General features: G+C 58.7%; 21 protein-coding genes and 2 tRNA genes. 18 read left to right on the top strand and 5 right to left on the bottom strand.

Annotated elements, in window-relative coordinates:
- Together Q1W15_RS02495 and Q1W15_RS02490 are read left to right on the top strand one after the other, a co-directional pair.
- A tRNA-Glu gene (locus Q1W15_RS02495) sits at nucleotides 1-76 on the top strand.
- A 4-nt stretch (nucleotides 77-80) separates the two neighbouring features.
- Nucleotides 81-156, top strand: a tRNA-Gly gene (locus Q1W15_RS02490).
- A gap of 213 nt (nucleotides 157-369) precedes the next feature.
- Here Q1W15_RS02490 and Q1W15_RS02485 read toward each other — a convergent pair.
- Together Q1W15_RS02485 and Q1W15_RS02480 are read right to left on the bottom strand one after the other, a co-directional pair.
- Nucleotides 370-786, bottom strand: coding sequence for a PA2817 family protein (locus Q1W15_RS02485; protein ID WP_300720006.1), 417 nt, complete (start codon nucleotides 784-786; stop codon nucleotides 370-372).
- 62 nt (nucleotides 787-848) lie between these two features.
- Nucleotides 849-3296: an acyl-CoA dehydrogenase gene (locus Q1W15_RS02480; RefSeq protein WP_300720005.1), complete on the bottom strand. Its 2448-nt coding sequence runs from the start codon at nucleotides 3294-3296 to the stop codon at nucleotides 849-851.
- A gap of 159 nt (nucleotides 3297-3455) precedes the next feature.
- Here Q1W15_RS02480 and Q1W15_RS02475 point away from each other — a divergent pair, with 159 nt between their 5' ends.
- From Q1W15_RS02475 to Q1W15_RS02465, 3 genes are all read left to right on the top strand, one after another.
- On the top strand, nucleotides 3456-4082 hold the full coding sequence (locus Q1W15_RS02475) for a glutathione S-transferase (protein ID WP_300720004.1): 627 nt from the start codon (nucleotides 3456-3458) through the stop codon (nucleotides 4080-4082).
- Nucleotides 4083-4226: 144 nt separating this feature from the next.
- Nucleotides 4227-5159: an ABC transporter ATP-binding protein gene (locus Q1W15_RS02470; protein ID WP_300720003.1), complete on the top strand. Its 933-nt coding sequence runs from the start codon at nucleotides 4227-4229 to the stop codon at nucleotides 5157-5159.
- The gene (locus tag Q1W15_RS02465; protein WP_300720002.1) at nucleotides 5156-5935 is read left to right on the top strand and encodes an ABC transporter permease; all 780 of its coding nucleotides are present in this window, start codon (nucleotides 5156-5158) and stop codon (nucleotides 5933-5935) included. The genes Q1W15_RS02470 and Q1W15_RS02465 overlap by 4 nt, the downstream gene beginning before the upstream one ends.
- Before the next feature lie 37 nt (nucleotides 5936-5972).
- Here Q1W15_RS02465 and Q1W15_RS02460 read toward each other — a convergent pair whose 3' ends face one another.
- On the bottom strand, nucleotides 5973-6488 hold the full coding sequence (locus Q1W15_RS02460) for a DUF2062 domain-containing protein (protein WP_300720001.1): 516 nt from the start codon (nucleotides 6486-6488) through the stop codon (nucleotides 5973-5975).
- A gap of 133 nt (nucleotides 6489-6621) precedes the next feature.
- Between Q1W15_RS02460 and Q1W15_RS02455 the strand changes: the two genes are divergently transcribed.
- From Q1W15_RS02455 to murB, 8 genes are all read left to right on the top strand, one after another.
- Nucleotides 6622-8838, top strand: coding sequence for a DNA internalization-related competence protein ComEC/Rec2 (locus tag Q1W15_RS02455; protein ID WP_300720000.1), 2217 nt, complete (start codon nucleotides 6622-6624; stop codon nucleotides 8836-8838).
- 81 nt (nucleotides 8839-8919) lie between these two features.
- Nucleotides 8920-9555: a MotA/TolQ/ExbB proton channel family protein gene (locus Q1W15_RS02450; protein ID WP_300719999.1), complete on the top strand. Its 636-nt coding sequence runs from the start codon at nucleotides 8920-8922 to the stop codon at nucleotides 9553-9555.
- Nucleotides 9552-9980 carry a biopolymer transporter ExbD gene (locus tag Q1W15_RS02445; RefSeq protein ID WP_300719998.1) on the top strand — a complete coding sequence of 143 codons (429 nt, stop codon included), beginning with the start codon at nucleotides 9552-9554 and terminating at the stop codon, nucleotides 9978-9980. Before Q1W15_RS02450 ends, Q1W15_RS02445 begins: the two co-directional genes overlap by 4 nt.
- On the top strand, nucleotides 9980-10975 hold the full coding sequence (gene lpxK / locus Q1W15_RS02440; RefSeq protein WP_300719997.1) for a tetraacyldisaccharide 4'-kinase: 996 nt from the start codon (nucleotides 9980-9982) through the stop codon (nucleotides 10973-10975). Before Q1W15_RS02445 ends, lpxK begins: the two co-directional genes overlap by 1 nt.
- A gap of 25 nt (nucleotides 10976-11000) precedes the next feature.
- Entirely contained in the window at nucleotides 11001-11186 is a 186-nt protein-coding gene (locus tag Q1W15_RS02435; protein ID WP_300719996.1) for a Trm112 family protein, read from the top strand.
- Nucleotides 11183-11944, top strand: coding sequence for a 3-deoxy-manno-octulosonate cytidylyltransferase (gene kdsB, locus Q1W15_RS02430; protein ID WP_300719995.1), 762 nt, complete (start codon nucleotides 11183-11185; stop codon nucleotides 11942-11944). The genes Q1W15_RS02435 and kdsB overlap by 4 nt, the downstream gene beginning before the upstream one ends.
- The gene (locus tag Q1W15_RS02425; RefSeq protein ID WP_300719994.1) at nucleotides 11944-12408 is read left to right on the top strand and encodes a low molecular weight protein-tyrosine-phosphatase; all 465 of its coding nucleotides are present in this window, start codon (nucleotides 11944-11946) and stop codon (nucleotides 12406-12408) included. The genes kdsB and Q1W15_RS02425 overlap by 1 nt, the downstream gene beginning before the upstream one ends.
- The gene (gene murB, locus Q1W15_RS02420) at nucleotides 12405-13424 is read left to right on the top strand and encodes a UDP-N-acetylmuramate dehydrogenase (RefSeq protein ID WP_300719993.1); all 1020 of its coding nucleotides are present in this window, start codon (nucleotides 12405-12407) and stop codon (nucleotides 13422-13424) included. Before Q1W15_RS02425 ends, murB begins: the two co-directional genes overlap by 4 nt.
- A gap of 83 nt (nucleotides 13425-13507) precedes the next feature.
- Here the strand turns inward: murB and rne are convergent, their stop codons facing one another.
- On the bottom strand, nucleotides 13508-16813 hold the full coding sequence (gene rne / locus Q1W15_RS02415) for a ribonuclease E (RefSeq protein WP_300719992.1): 3306 nt from the start codon (nucleotides 16811-16813) through the stop codon (nucleotides 13508-13510).
- 706 nt (nucleotides 16814-17519) lie between these two features.
- Between rne and rluC the strand changes: the two genes are divergently transcribed.
- The 3 genes from rluC to Q1W15_RS02400 are packed head-to-tail and all read left to right on the top strand — an operon-like array spanning nucleotide 17520 to nucleotide 20135.
- On the top strand, nucleotides 17520-18476 hold the full coding sequence (gene rluC / locus Q1W15_RS02410) for a 23S rRNA pseudouridine(955/2504/2580) synthase RluC (RefSeq protein ID WP_300719991.1): 957 nt from the start codon (nucleotides 17520-17522) through the stop codon (nucleotides 18474-18476).
- Complete coding sequence (locus Q1W15_RS02405; protein ID WP_300719990.1) at nucleotides 18466-19128, top strand: HAD-IA family hydrolase; 663 nt, start codon at nucleotides 18466-18468, stop codon at nucleotides 19126-19128. The genes rluC and Q1W15_RS02405 overlap by 11 nt, the downstream gene beginning before the upstream one ends.
- A gap of 20 nt (nucleotides 19129-19148) precedes the next feature.
- Nucleotides 19149-20135 carry a S49 family peptidase gene (locus Q1W15_RS02400; protein ID WP_300719989.1) on the top strand — a complete coding sequence of 329 codons (987 nt, stop codon included), beginning with the start codon at nucleotides 19149-19151 and terminating at the stop codon, nucleotides 20133-20135.
- Between the two features lie 248 nt (nucleotides 20136-20383).
- Here the strand turns inward: Q1W15_RS02400 and Q1W15_RS02395 are convergent, their stop codons facing one another.
- Nucleotides 20384-20962 carry a nucleoside triphosphate pyrophosphatase gene (locus Q1W15_RS02395; protein ID WP_300719988.1) on the bottom strand — a complete coding sequence of 193 codons (579 nt, stop codon included), beginning with the start codon at nucleotides 20960-20962 and terminating at the stop codon, nucleotides 20384-20386.
- A 105-nt stretch (nucleotides 20963-21067) separates the two neighbouring features.
- Here Q1W15_RS02395 and Q1W15_RS02390 point away from each other — a divergent pair, with 105 nt between their 5' ends.
- A complete protein-coding gene (locus Q1W15_RS02390; protein ID WP_300719987.1) occupies nucleotides 21068-21595 on the top strand; it encodes a YceD family protein in 528 nt (175 codons plus the stop codon).
- A gap of 13 nt (nucleotides 21596-21608) precedes the next feature.
- Nucleotides 21609-21665: 50S ribosomal protein L32 (locus Q1W15_RS24520; RefSeq protein ID WP_259648232.1), on the top strand; the 57-nt coding region annotated here is incomplete at its 3' end.

The raw sequence follows: 21665 nt of genomic DNA, 5'->3' as shown, positions 1-21665 counted from the left end.
GTCCCCTTCGTCTAGTGGCCTAGGACACCGCCCTTTCACGGCGGTAACAGGGGTTCGAGTCCCCTAGGGGACGCCATATTGCGGGAATAGCTCAGTTGGTAGAGCACGACCTTGCCAAGGTCGGGGTCGCGAGTTCGAGTCTCGTTTCCCGCTCCAAATTTTGTTTTTTGGAGCGACGCGGTTTCAAAAAACACACAGAAAGCAGCCTTAGGGCTGCTTTTTGCGTTGTGAGGAAAAATACAGGTTCGCGCTTAGCCTGTTAGTCGTTCTGGGTTCATCGCGGTAGTAGGTGCGCGCGTAGTGGGTGCTGCATAAAAAAGGCCCGCCCTGTGTTGCACCGGGCGGGCCTTTTACGACGGGGCTTAGCACTCAGTGCTGGGTGCTTTCCTCGGTGGGCGGCATGGCCAGGAATTGTTTTTCCTGGTTCCAGTCGAACGGCTCGTCGTTTTCTTGCGCTTCGTGACGACGCTCTTCCAGGGTCTGGTACATGTCCAGTTCCTCGTCGGACAGGAAATTGAAGCACGCGCCGCCGAAGTACCACAGCAGGTCGCGGGGTACCAGGTGGGCGATTTGCGGGTAACGCTCAATCACCTGGCACATGATGTCCTGGCCCAGGTACTGGCTATTGATAGGATCGACTGGCAGGGAAGCGCGCATGTCGTCGAAGCGTTCCATAAACAGCGCGTGGCTTTCCTCGGGGATTTGTTCCGCGTCGCCCACAGCAACCAGGATGCTGCGCAGAATGTCGAGCAACACAAGGTTGTGGTTGAGATCGTTGGTGGCCATTGCGGTGTCCTCTTGAGCAAAACGGGCGCGAGAGTATAAAGCCCTCAACGCCCGCTGTCGTGCTAGCGAATTTTTCCTTCGGTGGCGGTAAGCGCCTGTTTGTCGAAATCATCCACATCAATCACCTTGCGGCGGGCTGTTTCAGCCTCGTGCAGGGTCTGGGCCTCGGCCACTTGCAGTACGCCGGCCTCTACCGCGGCATCGATGGCCGGTTCTCCGGGAGCCGGCTTGATTTGGCCACTTTTGAGCGCCTCATGGAGTTTTTTACTGAGCGGTCTGGCCGTTGCCAGCAGGTCGCAGGCCTGTTGCAGCGCACCCACTGCGTCGTCCGGGGATTGCGGGCGATAGCAGCCTTCCAGCAGGGCTTCCAGGGCCGGATCGCCTTTGGCACGGCCCAAGACGGCCGCGACTTCGGCATCCAGTGCGTCCGAGGGCCCGGTGTGGCGGCGGCCAAACGGAAACACGATAACGCGCAATGCACAGCCCAGAATGCGGTTGGGAAAGTTGTTCAGCAACTCATCCAGTGCCCGCTCAGCATGGCCCAGGCTTTCTTCCATCGCCCAGGTAAACAGCGGCGTGAGCGAAGAGGGGGCACCAAGGTCGTGATAGCGCTTAAGCGCGGCGGAGGCCAGGTACAGGTGGCTCAACACATCGCCCAGGCGGGCTGACAAGCGCTCACGGCGCTTCAACTCGCCCCCCAGCAGCATCATGCTCAAGTCGGCCAGCAGCGCAAACGCTGCCGCCTGGCGGTTGAGGGCGCGGAAGTAGCCTTGGCTTAGGCTGTCACCGGGAGTGTGCTCGAAGCGACCAAGGCCCAGGTTCAACACAAACGTACTGGCGGCGTTACTCACCGCAAAGCCGATGTGGCTGAGCAGCAAGCCGTCAAACTCCTTCAGGGCTTGATCCTTGTCCTCACGGCTGGCGAGAGCCATTTCCTTCAGTACGAAGGGATGGCAGCGAATGGCACCCTGGCCGAAGATCATCAGGTTGCGCGACAGGATATTCGCGCCTTCAACGGTGATGAAAATAGGCGCGCCTTGCCAGTTGCGGCCCAGGTAGTTGTTGGGCCCCATGATGATGCCCTTGCCGCCGTGGACGTCCATCGCATGGCTGATGCACTCGCGGCCGCGTTCGGTCAGGTGGTATTTGAGGATGGCTGAGAGGACCGACGGTTTTTCGCCCAGATCCACGGCATTGGCGGTCAGGATACGGGCACTGTCCATTAGCCAAGCATTGCCGCCGATACGCGCCAGGGCTTCCTGAATGCCTTCAAACGCCGCCAGCGGCACATTGAACTGCTCGCGCACCTGAGCGTATTGCCCGGTGACGAGGCTGGTGAACTTGGCGGCACCTGTGCCTACGGCGGGCAGCGAAATTGAACGCCCGACCGACAGGCAATTCATCAGCATCATCCAGCCCTTGCCGAGCATTTCCTGGCCGCCGATCAGGTAGTCCAGCGGGATAAAGACGTCTTTGCCCGCATTCGGGCCGTTCATGAACGCAGCCCCCAGCGGCAAGTGACGGCGGCCGATTTCTACGCCCGGTGTATCGGTGGGGATCAGGGCCAGGCTGATGCCCAAGTCGTGTTTGTCGCCCAGCAAGTGGTCCGGGTCGTACGCTTTGAACGCAAGGCCGAGCAAGGTGGCGACGGGGCCGAGGGTGATGTAGCGTTTTTCCCAGTTCAGGCGCAGGCCCAGCACTTCTTCACCGTGCCATTGGCCTTTGCAGATGATGCCGGTGTCGGGCATGGCTCCGGCATCCGAACCCGCCAGCGGGCCGGTCAGGGCGAAACACGGGATGTCATCGCCCCGCGCCAGCCGCGGCAGATAATGGTCGCGTTGTTCATCCGTGCCGTAATGCAACAGCAACTCGGCGGGCCCGAGGGAGTTGGGGACCATCACCGTCGAGGCCAGGTCGCCGCTACGGGTGGCAAGTTTCATGGCCACTTGTGAATGAGCGTAAGCCGAGAAGCCTTTGCCGCCGTAAGCTTTGGGGATGATCAGGGCAAAAAAGCCATGGGTCTTGATATGCGCCCAAGCCTGGGGCGGTAAATCCATGGCCTGGCCGATCTCCCAATCGGTGACCATCGCGCACAGTTCTTCGGTGGGGCCGTCGATAAAGGCTTGCTCTTCTTCGGTCAACTGCGCCTTGGGGTAGGCCAGCAGTTTGTTCCAGTCGGGGCGACCGCTGAACAACTCGCCGTCCCACCACACCGTACCCGCATCAATGGCGTCGCGCTCTGTTTGAGACATGGGCGGCAGGGTTTTTTGAAACCAGCGGAACAGCGGGGCGGTCAACTGTTTGCGGCGTAAATCCGGTAGCAGCAACAGCGCGGCCGGTGCCGCCAGCAAGACCCAGAACAGCACCATTAACCAGACCGGCGCGTGGCTGTAAATGCCCATGATCAGCAGGTAAACCGCGATCACGCCAAGGGCTGCAAGGGGGGCGGTGCGGCGATGAGCCAGCCAGGCACTGCCGATGATCAGAACCAGTATCCACAACAACAGCATATTCAATCCTCCGAGAAGCCAGGGGCGGGCACCGATGAGAGCTTAGTCGCAACTCTTGAATACGGTGGTCGGGCTGTAGCAATAGTGACCTCGTACTGCGCGCGTAGTTCGTCGCTCGGAGTTAGACTGCTGCGGCGTCTATCAATCAGGAGTCCGAACATGTTGAAGGTGTGGGGTCGCAAAAATTCGTCAAATGTCAGAAAAGTGCTCTGGTGCGCCGAAGAGCTGGCGCTGCCTTACAACCGAGAAGAGGCGGGTGGGGCATTTGGTGTGGTCAACAGTGCAGAGTACCGCGCGTTGAACCCCAATGGCCGTGTCCCGATGATCCAGGATGGCGATGATTTTGTACTCTGGGAGTCCAACGTTATCGTGCGTTACCTGGCCGCCCAATACGGCGACGACACGTCCTGGTACCCGACGGATGTGCGCGTGCGGGCGCAGGCCGAGAAGTGGATGGACTGGACCACGTCGTCATTTGCCAGCCCGTTTCGCGATGTTTTCTGGGGTGTTTTGCGTACTCCTCGTGAACAGCAGGATTGGCCGAAGATCCATGCGGCGATCAAGGAGTGCGGCGAGCTGCTGGCGATAGTTGATCAGGCGTTGTCCGAAAAACCCTATTTGTCTGGTGATGAAATCGGCATGGGGGATATTCCGCTGGGGTCGTTTATCTACGCCTGGTTCGAAATGCCCATCGAGCGCCCGTCATTGCCGCATCTCAACGCCTGGTACGAACGCCTTAAGTTGCGCCCTGCTTACCGTAGCGCTGTGATGACCGCGTTGACTTAATACTCACTATTAATACGGGCGACTGTACTTGTGCGGCAAGGCCAAGCACCATGCGCGGTGTTCGATGGCCTTGTCGGACTTGTCTTACGGACAGTTCGCCCTTATTGAGTCATCCCTATTCCCCTTCTTGGTGCGTAATCCGATATGAGTTCCGCTCTGTCCATACGGCAGCTAACCAAAACCTACGGCAACGGTTTCCAGGCCCTGAGTGGTATCGATCTGGATGTTGCTGAAGGTGACTTCTTCGCTTTGCTCGGCCCCAACGGTGCCGGCAAATCCACCACCATCGGCATTCTCTCGACCCTGGTGAACAAAACCAGCGGTACGGTGAATATCTTTGGCCATGACCTTGACCGTGAACCGGCCGCGCTCAAGCGCAGCATCGGTGTGGTACCGCAGGAATTCAATTTCAACCAGTTTGAGAAGACGTTTGATATCGTCGTCACTCAGGCGGGCTACTACGGCATTCCCGCGAAAGTCGCCAAGGAGCGTGCTGAGAAGTACCTCACTCAACTGGGGCTTTGGGACAAGCGCGACACCCCTTCGCGTTCGTTGTCGGGTGGCATGAAGCGCCGGCTGATGATTGCCCGTGCGCTGGTGCACGAGCCGCGCCTGTTGATTCTCGATGAGCCGACGGCAGGCGTGGACATTGAGCTGCGCCGCTCGATGTGGACGTTTCTCACCGAACTGAATGAGCAAGGCACCACCATCATCCTCACCACGCACTATCTGGAAGAGGCTGAGCAACTGTGCCGCAACATCGGCATCATCGATCACGGCACCATTGTCGAAAACACCAGCATGCGTCAGTTGCTGGGCCAACTGCACGTCGAAACGTTCCTGTTGGACTTGAAAGCGCCTCTGCATGTGGCTCCCCACTTGATGGGTTACCCGTGCGAGTTGGTCGACGCCAGCACACTGGCCGTTCAAGTGGACAAAGCGGTGGGCATTACCGGTTTGTTCACCCAGCTGGCTGCGCAACGCATCGAAGTCGTCAGCTTGCGTAATAAAACCAATCGCCTTGAGGAGTTGTTCGTGTCGTTGGTCGAGAAAAATCTGGCGAAGGTGGCGATATGAGCTCGGAGTTTCGCCCCAACCTGGTTGCGTTGAACACCATTATTTACCGTGAAGTACGCCGTTTTATGCGTATCTGGCCGCAGACCTTGCTGCCGCCAGCCATCACAATGGTTTTGTACTTTGTGATCTTCGGGAACCTGATTGGCCGACAAATCGGTGATATGGGTGGTTTCACCTATATGGAGTACATCGTGCCCGGCCTGATCATGATGTCAGTGATCACCAACGCTTACGGCAACGTGGTCTCGAGCTTTTTTGGGGCCAAATTCCAGCGTTCGATTGAAGAATTGATGGTTTCGCCGGTCTCGCCCCACACCATTTTGATCGGCTTTACCGTCGGCGGCATTTTGCGCGGGTTGATCGTCGGGTTGATCGTGACCCTGCTGTCGCTGTTCTTCACGCACCTGCAAGTCCACCATTTGGGCCTGACCATTGTGGTGGTGGTGCTGACGGCGACGATCTTCTCGTTGCTGGGCTTTATCAACGCGGTATTTGCACGAAACTTCGATGATATTTCGATTATTCCGACGTTCGTGCTGACGCCGCTGACTTATCTGGGCGGCGTGTTCTACTCCATCAGCCTGCTGCCGCCGTTCTGGCAGAGCGTGTCGCTGGCCAACCCGGTGCTGCACATGGTCAACGCCTTCCGTTACGGCATTCTCGGGGTGTCTGATATCAAAATCAGCGTGGCGCTGACCTTTATGGTGGTTGCAACGGTGGTGCTGTACATCGCCTGCGCCCGCTTGCTGGTCAGTGGGCGGGGTATGCGTCAGTAAGCGTCAGTCATGCAAAAGGCCCCGTCGGGGCCTTTTTTTATGCGCGCTTTTTCTGTCGACGCTTCCATTGGTGGCTCACCCACCAGCGCCAATACAGCATCGTCAGGCAGTAGGCCAGCGCCCCAAGTACCACGCCGCAGACCACGGAGCCCAGCAGGAACGGTTGCCACACGGTGGAGAGTTGGCTGCTGATCCATTCCCAGGTCAGTGTGTCGGGGAGGGTGCGCGCCGGCACACTCATGAGCCACGCCCCGATTTGGTAGGTCAGGTAGAACACTGGCGGCATGGTGATGGGGTTGGTCAGCCAGACCAGCCCGACAGAGATTGGCATGTTGCTGCGCACGGTAATGGCCAGAAAAGCGGCCAGCAACATCTGAAACGGCATCGGGATAAACGCCGCGAAGATGCCGACCGCCATCGCCCGGGCAACGGAGTGGCGATTGAGGTGCCAAAGGTTGGGGTCATGCAGCAAGGTGCCCATGAAGCGTAAGGACTTGTGTTCCCTGATGCTCGCCGGGTCTGGCATATAACGTTTGAATAAACGCTTTGGCATGGGCCTCTCCCTAGGATCAATCAGGCAGTATGCCCAAATCGCGCGGTATGCCTATTCAGACTTTGTGACAATTAATAAAGCGCCACGCCACGGTTTCAGCTAATCCGAAGGGAAGGACTTTTTTGGGCTGGCTATGCATACAGGGATGTTGGCGCTGGCGTCGGGCTTGCTTGCCTTGCGTTTTTTACCGGTATTGCCGCCGGTGTGGTGTGTGTGGCTGCTATGGGTCGCGGGTGGGGGGCTGCTGGTCTTTCGCAGGTACCTGGCCGGGTTGTTTGTGCTGGGTTTTGCCTGGGCCTGTGTGCAGGGGCAGTGGGCAATCGATGATCGTTTACCCAGCACGATGGACGGTCGAACCCTGTGGGTTGAGGGGCGTGTCATCGGGCTGGCGCAGCACTCGGAGGGCAGTGTGCGCTTTGAAGTGAGTGACGCTTATTCGCGGCATACCCGATTACCCAAGACCTTGCGGTTGAGTTGGTATGGCGGCCCGTCTGTAAACAGTGGCGAGCGCTGGCGCTTGGCGGTCAAACTCAAGCGCCCCAGGGGGTTGCTCAACCCTCAGGGCTTCGATTACGAAGCCTGGTTGCTGGCACAGCGTATTGGAGCCACCGGTAGCGTCAAAGATGGTCAGTTGTTGGCACCGGCCCGTTACGCTTGGCGAGACGGTTTACGCCAGCGGTTGTTGCACAGTGGTGCCCATGACCGGGCCCCCTGGCTGGCCGCGCTGGTGATGGGCGACGGGTCCGGCTTGAGCCGCGACGACTGGGCGATATTGCAAGCGACGGGCACCGTGCATTTGTTGGTGATCTCGGGGCAGCATATTGGCCTGTTTGCGGGGCTGATCTACGGCCTGGTCGCACTGCTGGCGCGTTATGGGTGGTGGCCGCAGCGGTTGCCTTGGCTGCCTTGGGCGTGCGGGCTGGCTTTTGCGGGCGCAACCGCCTACGGCCTACTGGCGGGCTTTGAAGTGCCCGTTCAGCGGGCTTGCATGATGCTTGCGCTGGTGCTGGCCTGGCGATTGCGCTTTCGCCATTTGGGGGCCTGGTTGCCCTTTTTGGTGGCACTCAATGCGGTTCTTGTGATTGAACCGCTGGCCAGCCTGCGGCCGGGCTTCTGGTTGTCTTTTGGTGCTGTGGCGGTGCTGATTTTTACCTTTGGCGCGCGACTGGGGCCTTGGGGGTGGCGTGCGGCCTGGTTGCGGCCCCAAGGGTTGATCGCTGTGGGGCTGCTGCCGCTATTGTGGATACTCGGCCTGCCAATCAGTCTCACCGGGCCGTTGGCCAATCTGGTGGCGGTGCCCTGGATCAGCCTGGCGGTACTGCCGACAGCGTTGTTGGGAACCTTGCTGTTACCCGTGCCCTGGCTTGGCGATGGGTTGTTGTGGCTGTCGGGCGCTTTACTGGATGGGCTGATTCGTGTGCTGGCAGTGTTGGCCGAGCAGGTCTCGCCCTGGCAGCCGAGCGATGTGCCGATCGGCGTGTGGGGCTTGAGTGTGCTGGGTGTTCTGTTGCTGCTGTTGCCGGCGGGTGTTCCCCTCAGACCGCTGGGTTGGCCGCTGGTCTTGCTCGCGGTGTTTGCGCCGCGCGCTTCAATCCCGCACGGCCAAGTTCAGGTGTGGCAACTGGACGTCGGGCAGGGGTTGGCGATGGTGCTGCAAACCCGTCATCACACGTTGCTGTATGACGCCGGCCCCAGGGTTCGGGATCTTGATTTGGGTGAGCGGGTGGTGGTGCCTGTGTTGCGTTCATTGGGCGTTGATAAGCTCGACATGATGGTGATCAGCCATGCCGACTCGGACCACGCGGGTGGCGCGCTCGCGGTACAGCGTGAACGGGCTGTCACACGGGTGGTCAGTGGCGACGTGGCTGGATTGCCTGCTCAATTACAAGCGCAACCCTGTACGACGGGGGAGAACTGGGAGTGGGACGGGGTGACGTTCACGCTGTGGCAATGGGAGGGCGCGACCGATAGTAATCAGAAATCCTGCGTGCTTCAGGTCAATGCCAACGAGGAACGGTTGCTGCTGACGGGGGATATTGACGTTCAGGCCGAGCGAGCGTTGCTGCAAAGCCCGTTGGCGGTGCCGACACAATGGTTACAATCACCGCATCATGGCAGCCGCACGTCATCGTCAATGGTATTTCTCAAGGCGTTGTCGTCTACTTCAGTCTTGATCTCCCGGGGGCACGGCAACAGCTTTGGCCACCCGCACCCGCAAGTGATGGCGCGTTACAACGCATTGGCGATGACTGTGTGGGACAGTGCCGTACACGATGCGGTGCAGTTTCGTTTAGGGGCTTTTGGCGAGGCGCAAAGCCTGCGTGACCAGCGCCGGTTCTGGCGCGGCTAACGCGTGTTGGCTCGCCTGTACGGGCGAGTGAGCGCGCATTCGTGTGGTAGAGTGGCGCACTTTTTCGAGGGGATTGTCACTGTGTGGGAACTGGTCAAATCCGGCGGCTGGATGATGCTGCCGATCATTCTGAGTTCTGTTGCCGCGCTGGGCATTATTGTCGAGCGCCTGTGGACCTTGCGTGCCAGCCGCGTGACCCCACCTCATTTGTTGGGGCAAGTCTGGGTCTGGATCAAGGACAAGCAACTGGACAAAGACAAACTCAAGCAATTGCGCGCCGACTCCCCGCTGGGGGAGATCCTGGCGGCAGGCCTGGCCAACTCAAAACATGGCCGCGAGATCATGAAAGAGTGCATCGAAGAGGCGGCCGCCCGTGTCATCCATGAGCTGGAGCGTTACCTCAATACGCTGGGTACGATTGCGGCGATGGCCCCCTTGCTGGGCTTGTTGGGAACCGTGCTGGGCATGATCGATATTTTCAGCTCGTTCATGGGCTCGGGCATGACCACCAACGCGGCCATTTTGGCCGGTGGTATTTCCAAGGCACTGATTACGACGGCTGCTGGCTTGATGGTGGGGATCCCGGCGGTGTTCTTCCACCGCTTTTTGCAACGCCGTGTGGATGAACTGGTGGTCGGCATGGAGCAGGAAGCGATCAAGCTGGTCGAAGTGGTACAGGGCGACCGCGAAGTCGACATGGTCGGGAGCAACGCGTGAAATTTCGCCGCAAGCCGCGAGAAACGGTCGATATCAACCTCGCGTCGTTGATTGACGTGGTGTTTATCCTGCTGCTGTTTTTTGTTGTAACCACCACGTTTACCCGTGAAACCCAGTTGCGGGTCGACTTGCCGGAGGCCGTCAGCGGCTCGCCCAGCGAAGATCAGAATGCCAAGCAACTGGACATAGCAATCAGTGCCGACGGGGTGTTCTCAGTGAACAACCAAGTGTTGCTGCAAAGCGATTTGACCCACTTGATGGAAGCCTTGCAGAAAGAGTCTGGCGGCGACACGTCGTTGCCGTTGTCGATCAGCGCCGATGGCAACGCCCGACATCAAGCCGTGATCACTGCAATGGATGCGGCCGGTAAACTCGGTTTCAGCCACTTGCGCATGACCACGGTCGAGGCGCAGGCGACTCCCTGATGGCTATGTCTGATCGTTTGTTGCGCGCCTGGTATGCCGGGCATCCGTTGCTGGCCCTGCTGCGCCCGCTGGAGTGTTTGTACCGGCGGGTGGTTGAGCGCAAGCGGGCGCGGTTTGTGGCCGGTGAAGGCACTATTTACCGTGCGCCTGTGCCGGTCGTGGTGGTCGGCAACATCACTGTGGGCGGCACCGGTAAAACGCCGCTGATTTTATGGTTGATCGAACACTGTCAGCGCCAAGGCCTGCGGGTCGGGGTGGTGAGTCGTGGCTATGGTGCCAGGCCACCGCAGTTTCCCTGGCGTGTTCGGGCTGAGCAGAGTGCCGAGGTTGCGGGCGATGAGCCGCTACTGATTGTGCAGCGCAGCGGCGTGCCCTTGATGATTGACCCGGACCGTAGCCGAGCGGTGCAAGGCTTGCTGGCCAGTGAGCCGCTCGACCTGATTTTGTCGGACGATGGCTTGCAGCATTACCGTTTGGCCCGTGACCTTGAGTTGGTGCTGATCGATAACGCCCGGGGGTTGGGAAACGGTCGTTGCCTGCCCGCTGGCCCGCTGCGTGAGCCGGTTGAGCGTCTACAGAGTGTCGATGCCGTGTTGTATAACGGTGCGGCCAGTGACCCGCTGGCAGGCTTTGCCTTTCAATTGAAACCGGCGGCACTGATCAACCTGCTCAGTGGCGAGCGTCAGCCGCTGGACCATTTCCCGCCGGGGCAAGCGGTGCATGCGGTGGCCGGGATCGGTAACCCGCAGCGTTTCTTCACCACCCTTGAAACGCTACACTGGCAGCCAATCGCCCATGCTTTTGCTGACCATGCGCCTTACAGCGCTGAAGTCTTGAAATTTACGCCGCCATTGCCCGTGGTCATGACGGAAAAGGACGCGGTGAAGTGCCGTGACTTTGCGTCACCTGACTGGTGGTACCTGACGGTGGATGCGGCACCATCAGAGGCTTTTGTGCTTTGGCTTGATCAACAGCTACAGCGTCTTTTGCCCTAATTCATCTTTATCCAGGGGAACCTACATGGACACCAAATTGCTCGATATCCTCGCTTGCCCTGTTTGCAAAGGCCCACTCAAACTCAGTGCCGATAAAACCGAACTGATCAGCAAAGGTGCCGGCCTGGCTTACCCGATTCGTGATGGTATTCCGGTGATGCTTGAAACCGAAGCTCGTACCATCAGCACCGATGAGCGTCTGGATAAATGACCGCGTTTACCGTCGTTATTCCGTCGCGCTTTGCCTCGACCCGGCTGCCGGGCAAGCCGCTGCTGCTGATTGCTGGCAAGCCAATGGTCCAGCACGTTTGGGAGCAGGCCTGCCAAAGCAGTGCGCAGCGGGTGGTGGTTGCCACCGACGATGTACGAATTGTTGAGGCTTGCCAGGCGTTTGGCGCTGAGGTGCTGATGACGCGCATGGACCACGAGTCCGGCACTGATCGTCTGGCTGAAGTAGCGACGCAATTGGGTTTGGACAGCCAGGCCATTGTGGTCAATGTGCAGGGTGATGAACCCATGATTCCGCCGCAGGTGATCGATCAGGTTGCAGCTAACCTGGCCGCGCATGCCGAAGCGAGCATGGCGACCCTGGCGGAGCCGATCGAAGACATCGACACACTGTTCAATCCCAATGTGGTCAAGGTCGTCAGCGATATTAATGGACTGGCGCTAACCTTCAGCCGGGCGACATTGCCGTGGGCCCGTGATGATTTTGCCCGCCAAACGGACGTGCTGCCGCAGGGTGTGCCATACCGCCGGCACATTGGTATTTATGCGTACCGCGCAGGTTTCTTGCACGACTTCGTCAGTTGGGGCCCGTGCTGGCTCGAAAACACTGAGCGCCTGGAGCAATTGCGAGCGCTGTGGCATGGCGTGCGCATCCATGTGGCTGATGTGCTGGTAGCCCCGCCTGCGGGGGTTGATACGGTTGAAGACCTTGAACGCGTACGGCGTTTGTTGGAGGCCTAATGCGCGTCCTGTTTGTTTGTCTGGGCAATATTTGCCGTTCGCCCACCGCCGAAGGCGTATTGCGCGCCAAGTTGCATGAAGCGAGATTGACCGAGCAGGTTACGGTGGCCTCTGCGGGCACGGGCAATTGGCATGTGGGTAAAGCGCCGGACTCGCGTAGCCAGCGAGCGGCCAAACGGCGCGGCTATGATCTGTCTACGCAACGCGCTCAGCAGGTCAGCGCCGCTGACTTCGATCGCTATGACCTGATTCTGGCGATGGACCATAGCAATCTGCGCGACCTTAAAGCCTTGCAGCCTGCCAGTGGCAAGGCCGAACTGGACCTGTTCCTGCGACGTTACGCCGGCATGAAAGATGAAGTTCCCGACCCTTACTACGATGGCGAACACGGGTTTGAAGAGGTGCTGGATTTGGTCGAGCGTGCATGTGACAGCCTGGTTGTCGAGCTAAAGGGACGTGTATGAGTTTGCAGTTGCAAGTGAATGCATCGCTCAAACCCTTTAACAGTTTTGGTGTCGATGCGCGGGCCCGTCTGTTTGCCCAGGCTTACACGGATACCGACGTACGGGCAGCGTTACAGTGCGCGGTTGATCGGGCATTGCCTTTGCTGGTGATCGGCGGCGGCAGCAACCTGCTGTTGACCGCTGATGTGGATGCATTGGTACTGCGAATGGCCAGTCGTGGCATTCGTGTACTGGAAGATGATGGCGAGCGTGTCATGGTCGAAGCCGAAGCGGGTGAAGTCTGGCACGACTTTGTGCTGTGGTCCCTGGCGCGGGGCTTCTGCGGGCTTGAAAACCTGAGCTTGATCCCCGGCACAGTGGGGGCTGCGCCGATGCAAAACATCGGTGCCTACGGGGTTGAGATCAAGGATGTGTTTGCGGGGTTGACGGCGCTTGACCGTCAGACCGGCGAGTTGCGTGAGTTCAGTCTGGAACAGTGCTGCTTTGGCTATCGTGACAGCGTATTCAAACAGCAGGCCGGGCGCTGGCTGATCTTGCGGGTGCGGTTTGCACTCAGTCGAGTGGAGCATTTGCACCTTGAATACGGCCCGGTACGCCAGCGATTGAGCGAGCAGGGTATTGAGCGGCCGTCGGCCAGTGATGTGAGCCGTGCAATCAGCACTATTCGCAGCGAGAAATTGCCTGACCCGGCGGTGCTGGGCAACGCCGGCAGCTTCTTCAAAAACCCATTGGTGTCAGCGGCGCTGGCGGCCGATTTGAAGGTGGCGTACCCCGGTCTGGTGGGTTATCCGCAGGCCGATGGTCAGGTCAAACTGGCGGCAGGCTGGTTGATCGAGGCGGCGGGCTGGAAAGGCTTTCGTGATGCCGATGCGGGAGTACATTGCCTGCAGTCATTGGTTCTCGTGAACTATGGCAAGGCCACCGGCTTGCAGCTGCTGGCATTGGCACGACAGATACAGGCTGATATCGAGCAGCGTTTCAGTGTGAAGCTGGAGATGGAGCCGAACGTCTATTAAAGAGGGGGGGTTGAAACCCGTTCAACGGCCGTAAAAAAGCCCCGCCAGTGCGAACTGGCGGGGCTTTTTAGTGGCCTTCGGAATTAGGCGAGGGGTTTAGGCTCGTGTTCCTTTTCCTGGGCTACGGCTTCGTTCGCAGTGGCTTGGGCGGCTGCGGCAGCTGCTGCAGCTTCTTCGCGTTTGCGACGACGGACTTCACGCGGGTCGTTAGGGGCACGACCGTTGCTTGGCAGCGAGGGGGCGGCGGGTGCCGGCTCGGGTGCCGTCACAACGGCGGTCTCGACCACTTCAGCAGCAACCACGGTTTCAACCGCAGCAGGCTCTACTGCTACAACGGTCTCAACCACGGCTTCAGTTACCACGACTTCAGCTGCAACCGGCTCTGCCGCAGGTGCAGGCGCTGTTGCCGCCACGGCTGGCTCAGCAACGGACTCACGTACAACGCGAGTTTCCTTGACGGGCTCACGTACAACGCGAGTTTCCTTGACGGGCTCAGGTGCTTCTTCGACGGCCGGTGCTTCGATGGCCGGTTCCTCAACAGCAGGGGCTTTGATCACCGGCTCTTCTACCGACGGCGCTTCGACAGCAGGCGCGTCAACTGCAACCTCAACCACCGGCTCAGCGACAACAACAGGCGCTTGTGCCACAGGAGCAGGTTCGGCAGCGGCCTGGACTTCAGGTTGGGCTTCTGGTGTTGCTGGAGCCTCAGGTGCCTTGACGGCTTCGGCCTGAGCCACGACTTCGGCTGCTGGCGCTTGAGCGACGGTTGTTTCTACGACAGGTGCCTCAACAGCCGGTGTCGGCACGAGGGCGACTGCAGTTGTTTTAACCTCTTCAACCGCTGTTTCAGCCTGGGTCGACTCCTCAATAGCCTGGGTCGCACGTTCAGCCTGTTGATTGGCCTGGGCTTCAGCAGGAGCGCTGATGACCGAGCTGGCAACGGCTTCAGTGACTGCCAGGCCTGCAGCCAGTTCAGCAGTGCTGGCGGGTGTGTTGTCGGCGTTGGCTTCTTCGCTGTTTTCTTCCGAGCCTTCAATCACATTGCCATTGGCATCGCGTTGACGTTCACGGCGGTTGCTGCGACGACGCTGGCCACGGGAGCGGCGACGAGGACGATCGCCTTCGGCGTTATCCTGCGTGTCGTCTTGTGATTGCTCTTCAGTTGACAGCGCTTCTTCGTCTTCCGGGGCAGCAACAGGTTGGGTTTCACGTGGTGCACGTTCTTCGCGCGGCGCACGAGGCTGGCGCTCTTCACGCGGTGGGCGAGCCGGGCGTTCTTCTTCGTTGGACACTGCTGCGACGGCGGCAACCGCCGGGGCTGCATCAAGAGGCTCGCGCAATTCGCGAACGCGCTCTTCACGGCCTTCGCCGCGAGGCTTGCGCTCTTCACGCGGGGCACGAGGCTGACGCTCTTCGCGCGGTGGGCGCGGAGCGCGTTCTTCACGAGGTGCGGTGGCAACAACCGGCGTTTCTTCGCGGGTTTCGCGCACTTCGCGAGGCTCGCGTGGTGCGCGCTCTTCACGAGGTGCACGCTCTTCGCGTGGCTTGCGCTCTTCGTCGCGGCGACCGTTACGGCTGCGGGTTTGCTGGCGGCCGTTGCGACGTTCTTCGTTGCGTGCAGGGCGTGGCTCAGTCGCAACCGGTTTTTCAACCACGGCAGGGGCTGCAGGCTCTTCCTTGCTGGCGAACAGGCTGACCAACGACTTGACCAGGCCCTTAAACAGGCTTGGTTCAGCGATGGTAGCGGCCGGGGCCGGGGCCGGTGTGGCTGCCGCCTCGGTGGGAACCGGTGCCGAGGCGCGTGGTGGTGCGGCTTTAACGGCGGCTTCCTGGCGGACCAGAGTGCGCGTCGCGGCGGCCGGTTGAACTTCTTCCACTTCAGCAGCAGCGGCAGCGATTTCGTAGCTGGACTGATTGGTGTGGGCTTCCGGGCTGTCATCACGCAGACGCTGCACTTCGAAGTGCGGTGTCTCGAGGTGGTCGTTCGGCAGGATAACGATACGAGCACGGGTGCGCAGTTCGATTTTGGTGATCGAGTTGCGTTTTTCGTTGAGCAGGAACGCAGCGACCGGAATCGGCACTTGAGCGCGTACTTCGGCAGTACGGTCTTTCAGGGCTTCTTCTTCGATCAGGCGCAGAATGGCCAGCGACAACGATTCGACATCACGGATGATGCCAGTGCCGTTGCAGCGCGGGCACACGATGCCGCTGCTTTCACCCAGGGATGGACGCAGGCGCTGACGGGACATTTCCAGCAGGCCAAAGCGCGAGATACGACCCACTTGTACGCGGGCACGGTCGGCTTCCAGGCATTCGCGGACTTTTTCTTCCACGGCGCGCTGGTTTTTGGCAGGGGTCATGTCGATGAAGTCGATGACGATCAGGCCGCCGATGTCGCGCAGGCGCAACTGACGGGCGATCTCTTCAGCCGCTTCAAGGTTGGTTTGCAGGGCGGTTTCTTCGATATCGCTGCCTTTGGTGGCGCGCGCCGAGTTGATGTCGATGGACACCAGGGCTTCGGTCGGGTCGATCACGATGGAGCCGCCGGAAGGCAGTTCAACCACGCGCTGGAAGGCGGTTTCGATCTGGCTTTCGATCTGGAAGCGATTGAACAGCGGAACGCTGTCTTCGTAGAGCTTGATTTTGCTGGCGTACTGCGGCATCACCTGGCGGATGAAGGTCAGGGCTTCGTCCTGGGCTTCAACGCTGTCGATCAGCACTTCGCCGATGTCCTGGCGCAGGTAATCGCGGATAGCGCGGATGATCACGTTGCTTTCCTGGTAGATCAGGAAGGGCGCGGAGCGATCAAGGGAAGCTTCTTTAATGGCGGTCCAGAGTTGCAGCAGGTAATCCAGGTCCCACTGCATTTCTTCGCTGCTGCGGCCAAGGCCGGCAGTGCGCACGATCAAGCCCATATCGGCAGGAGCGATCAGGCCGTTCAGGGCTTCGCGCAGTTCGTTGCGCTCTTCGCCTTCGATGCGACGGGAAATGCCGCCAGCACGCGGGTTGTTCGGCATCAGCACAAGGTAGCGGCCGGCGAGGCTGATGAAGGTGGTCAGGGCTGCGCCCTTGTTGCCACGCTCTTCTTTCTCAACCTGCACAATGACTTCCTGGCCTTCGCTCAGGACGTCTTTGATGTTGACGCGGCCTTCAGGGGCTTTCTTGAAGTACTCGCGGGAGATTTCTTTGAGGGGCAGAAAGCCGTGGCGCTCAGAGCCGAAATCGACAAAGGCAGCCTCAAGGCTTGGTTCGATGCGAGTGATGCGGCCTTTGTAAATATTGGCTTTTTTCTGCTCGCGTGCACCTGACTCAATGTCCAGGTCGTAGAGGCGTTGGCCATCTACCAGTGCAACACGCAACTCTTCAGGTTGAGTTGCGTTAATCAGCATTCTTTTCATGTTGTACCGTCGGTTTCCGGGCTACCGGAAACGGCGTTCGGCACACACGACTTCTCATGGTCGGTGTCAGGTGCGTCAGGAGGAATACTCCAGTGTCCAGCGAGGTTCGACCAATGGGGGCGAAGTCGCGACTTACGCTTCCTGCTTGCTGTGGTGACTTAAGTTAAGCACTCAGTCAGGAGGAGGAATCAACCAGCGGCTGTGGACGAGATGAAGCGTCTTGATAAAGCCTAGTGCTACACAGTCCGACGGTTGTGCATCTCCACCCTACACGTATCCTTGATAATTCGGGTGCTGCCGCGCGCAGAATCCGCAGCGGGTTGGCATTTACCGTGTTCTCCAAAAGGGGAGTTCACGCATCATGGCTAATAAAGGCGATGTTTCCGAAACATTCGCTCGACATACCCGTCGATGACTGCACTTTGTGAACTGGCCGTGAATATCGGCGTAAAAGGCGAGTTTGCACTCTGCTTTCCAGGCTCGCTTCAGGCCTCATGTCACCTGCGCTTGTTACAACTCCAGGTACCTCGTGTATAGCAAAAGCCCCGTAGGACGGCCTCGCGTCCTCGTGAAGAGCGTTGGTCAGGGTCGGCGTTTTACCGTTATTCCGCTGTCCAGGCCGTTTTTGGCGGCGTTCGCGACTATAGCAGCAATGATTAAGTGCTTCAAATCCATAAAAATTGTTATGATCCGCGGCATGACGACTACAACCCCCCCGACCCCCAGCGTCCAGCTGCTTGAGGTCTCGCCGGAATATGCCGGCCAGCGCATCGACAATTTTTTACTTGCCCGGCTCAAGGGTGTTCCCAAGACCTTGATTTACCGCATTTTGCGTAAAGGCGAAGTGCGTGTGAACAAGGGGCGGATCAAGCCTGAGTACAAGCTGCAGGCTGGCGATATCGTGCGCGTGCCGCCGGTTCGCGTGCCTGAGCGCGATGAGCCGGTGCCGGTGGCGCAAGGTTTGTTACAACGGCTTGAAGCTGCGATTGTCTACGAAGACAAAGCGTTGATTGTGTTGAACAAGCCCGCCGGTATCGCTGTGCATGGCGGTAGCGGTTTGACGTTTGGCGTGATTGAAGCCTTTCGTCAACTGCGTCCGGATGCCAAAGAGTTGGAGCTTGTGCATCGCCTGGACCGTGACACGTCCGGGCTGTTGATGATTGCTAAAAAACGCAGCATGTTGCGCCATCTGCACGAAGCGTTGCGTGGTGATGGTGTTGATAAGCGCTATATGGCGCTGGTGCGTGGTCGCTGGGAAACCTCGGTCAAGCAGGTGCGTGCGCCGCTGATGAAGAGCAATCTGCGTTCCGGCGAGCGCATGGTTGAAGTGAACGAGGAAGGTAAAGAGTCGGTCACCGTGTTCAAGGTGCTGCGTCGTTTTGGCGATTTCGCAACCATGATCGAAGCCAGGCCGATTACCGGGCGTACTCACCAGATTCGTGTGCATACGCTGCATGCGGGGCATTGCATTGCCGGTGATACCAAGTACGGCGATGAAGATTTTTCCAAAGAAATTCGCGACCTGGGTGGCAAGCGTCTGTTCTTGCATGCCTATATGCTGACGGTGCCGTTGCCCGAGGGTGGCGAGATGAAATTCCAGGCACCTGTTGACGATATGTGGGCCAAGACCGTGGAGCGCCTGAGTGCGGAATGAGTACAAGCTGCTGATTTTTGACTGGGACGGCACGTTGGTCGATTCCATTGGCCGGATTGTGACCGCGATGCAAGTCGCGGCGCAGCGTGCGGGTCGCCCCGAGCGTGATGCAGAATCCGTGAAAGGGATTATTGGGCTGGGGTTGCCTGAGGCCATTCTGACGCTTTATCCCGATATGGCTGATGAGCAGGTAAAAGCCTTTCGTCAGCACTATGCGGATGTCTATATCGACCTTGATGCTGAGCCGTCCCCCTTGTTTGCCGGTGTTATGGAAGCGCTTCAGGCATTTCGTGCTGAAGGCTATCACTTGGCTGTCGCAACGGGTAAGGCGCGCAGAGGGCTTGATCGTGTGCTTAAGGCGCATGGTCTGGAAGATTTCTTCGATGTCACGAAAGCCGCCGATGAAACCGCAAGCAAGCCCGATCCGTTAATGCTCAACCAGATCCTGGCCCATTGTAAGGTGAGCCCTGCCGAGGCGTTGATGGTGGGAGATGCTTCCTTTGATTTGCTGATGGCACGCAATGCGGGTATCGATTCCGTTGCAGTGGGCTATGGTGCTCAGTCAATGGAGCGTTTGTTGGCGTTCGAGCCCTGTTTGGCGATTCACAGTTTTCCTGAGTTGCGTGCCTGGCTGGGTCAGCCGGTTAATTAAAGTCTTTGCTGGGGTTAAGCATGGTTGATCAATGGAAGGCACCCGCTGAGTCTGAGCCGATTGCCGGTGATGACAAGAGCTGGAAGTTGCTGGAAAAAACCTTGTTGGCGGGGGTCCAGGAGCAGCGTCGCGCGCGTCGCTGGGGGATTTTCTTCAAGGCGCTTACTTTCTGCTATTTGATTGCAGTGTTGTTTTTGTTTACGCCGCTGTTGGGCGTGGAGCGCAGTGCAACCAGTGGTGCGTACACGGCGCTGATAGATGTGCGTGGCGTGATTGCTGATAAAGAAATGGCCAGTGCCGATAATCTGGTCACCAGCCTGCAGGCGGCGTTTGCTGATCCGAAGGTCAAGGGTGTGGTGCTGCGCATCAACAGCCCGGGTGGCAGCCCTGTGCAGTCTGGCTATGTGTACGACGAGATCCGTCGTTTGCGCGGTTTGCATCCAGATACCAAAGTGTACGCGGTGATTTCCGATCTTGGGGCTTCGGGTGCTTATTACATTGCCAGTGCCGCCGACGAAATTTATGCCGATAAAGCGAGCCTGGTTGGTTCGATTGGTGTGACGGCGGCCGGGTTTGGTTTTGTGGGGGCCATGGAGAAGCTGGGCGTTCAGCGTCGTGCTTACACGTCAGGTGAGCACAAGGCTTTCCTCGACCCGTTTGAGCCTGAAAAGCCGGATGAAACCAAGTTTTGGCTGGGTGTCTTGAATGTGACGCATGAGCAATTTATTGCCAGTGTGAAGCAGGGGCGCGGAGACCGTCTGAAGGACAAAGAGCACCCGGAGTTGTTCTCGGGTTTGGTCTGGACGGGCCAGCAAGCATTGCCGTTGGGCTTGATCGACGGGCTCGGAAGTGCGAGTTCGGTTGCGCGTGATGTGATCGGTGAAAAAGAGTTGGTCGATTTCACGGTGCAAGAATCGCCTTTTGATCGCTTCTCGAAAAAGCTCGGTGCCAGTGTGGCTGAGCAGTTGGCCATGTGGATGGGCTTTCAAGGCCCGACACTGCGTTGATCGATAAGCGTTAATAAAACCGGCCTGAATGGCCGGTTTTTTATGCGCGATCACAAAGGTTCTCTAGTAGGCGGGCTGTCGTAGGGCAATCCTATCCATTGCCGCGGTCACGGCCACTTGAGATTCCGGCCTTACGCTGCGTTAATTTGATGGGGTCCTTTGGATTAAAAGCCAGATCAAAAGATCGCCAGTAGGAGCGAGCTTGCTCGCGATCTTTTGATCTTTAGAGCGGTCGCTCTTGCCGGGGGTCAGGGTATTGCAACGCCTTGCGCCAGCAGCATGTCGACCAGGCGTATCAAGGGCAGCCCGACCAGGCTGGTAGCGTCGTCGCCTTCGGTGCGCTGAAACAGGCTGACGCCCAAGCCTTCGGCTTTAAAACTGCCTGCGCAATCATAAGGCTCCTCTGCATGCAGGTAGCGCTCTATCTGTTCGGCGCTCAGGTTGCGCATGTGCACAGTGAACGGTACGCAGTCGGTCTGGTAGAGCCCTGTCTGGCTGTTGAGCAGGGTTAGGCCGGTCAGAAAGCTCACGCGGGTGCCGCTGGCGTTTAATAGTTGCTGGCGGGCCTTGTCAAACGTGTGTGGCTTGCCGATGATCTGATCGTTGAGCACGGCGACTTGATCAGAACCGATGATCAAATGGTTTGGGTGCGTTGTCGCCAGTGCCTGGGCTTTTTGCAGGGACAGGCGTTTGACCAGCTCAATGGCGGATTCGCCGGGGCGATGGCTTTCGTCGATATCTGGCGTGCTGCACGTGAAAGGCAGTTGCAGGCGTGCCAGTAAATCGCGGCGATAAACCGAGCTTGAAGCAAGTAATAATGGCAGCATGCGTGGCTCCTGAAGGTGGTCGCCGATTCTAGCGGGCATGCGGGATGTCGCACAGGCACAATTTCCTTTGACAGGTGAGGGGGGCATCCCTAGAATGCTGCGCCTATGTTGAATGACCCGATTCCACCTCACGTTGACCCGCGCAAATTAGCTGATCGTGGCACTACCCTTCAAGGTGAAGTGCTGCTGGCTGATTTGGAGAGACTCTGCGACCCGCTTTCCGACGATGTCGGTACGGTCCAGGCTAAATTTGTTTTTGAACGCGACGAGCGAAGATCTGTAGTAATTCACAGCTCCATCGACGTTGATGTCAAAATGGTTTGCCAGCGTTGTCTTGAGCTGGTCACCCTGCCGATCCACAGCGAATGCAGTTACGCTGTGGTGAAAGAGGGTGCGAATACCCAGTCGTTACCGAAAGGTTATGACGTGCTGGAACTGGGCGAAGATCCATTGGATCTGCATGCACTGATCGAGGAGGAGCTTTTGCTCGCCTTGCCCATTGTGCCTGCTCATCATCCGGAAGAATGCCAGCAGCCGGCGGGTCTCGATGAGCCCGAACCAGGCGAGGACGAGGTAACGCGGTCCAACCCGTTCAGTGTATTGGCGCAGTTAAAGCGTGACCCAAACGTTTAGGAGTTAATCAATTATGGCTGTTCAGCAGAACAAAAAATCCCGCTCCGCCCGTGACATGCGCCGTTCGCAC

The sequence above is a fragment of the Pseudomonas sp. genome, assembly GCF_030150285.1.
Taxonomy (GTDB): Bacteria; Pseudomonadota; Gammaproteobacteria; order Pseudomonadales; family Pseudomonadaceae; genus Aquipseudomonas.
Note: the sequence above shows the minus strand (reverse complement) of the source record. Positions and strands in the feature narration are given on the sequence as shown.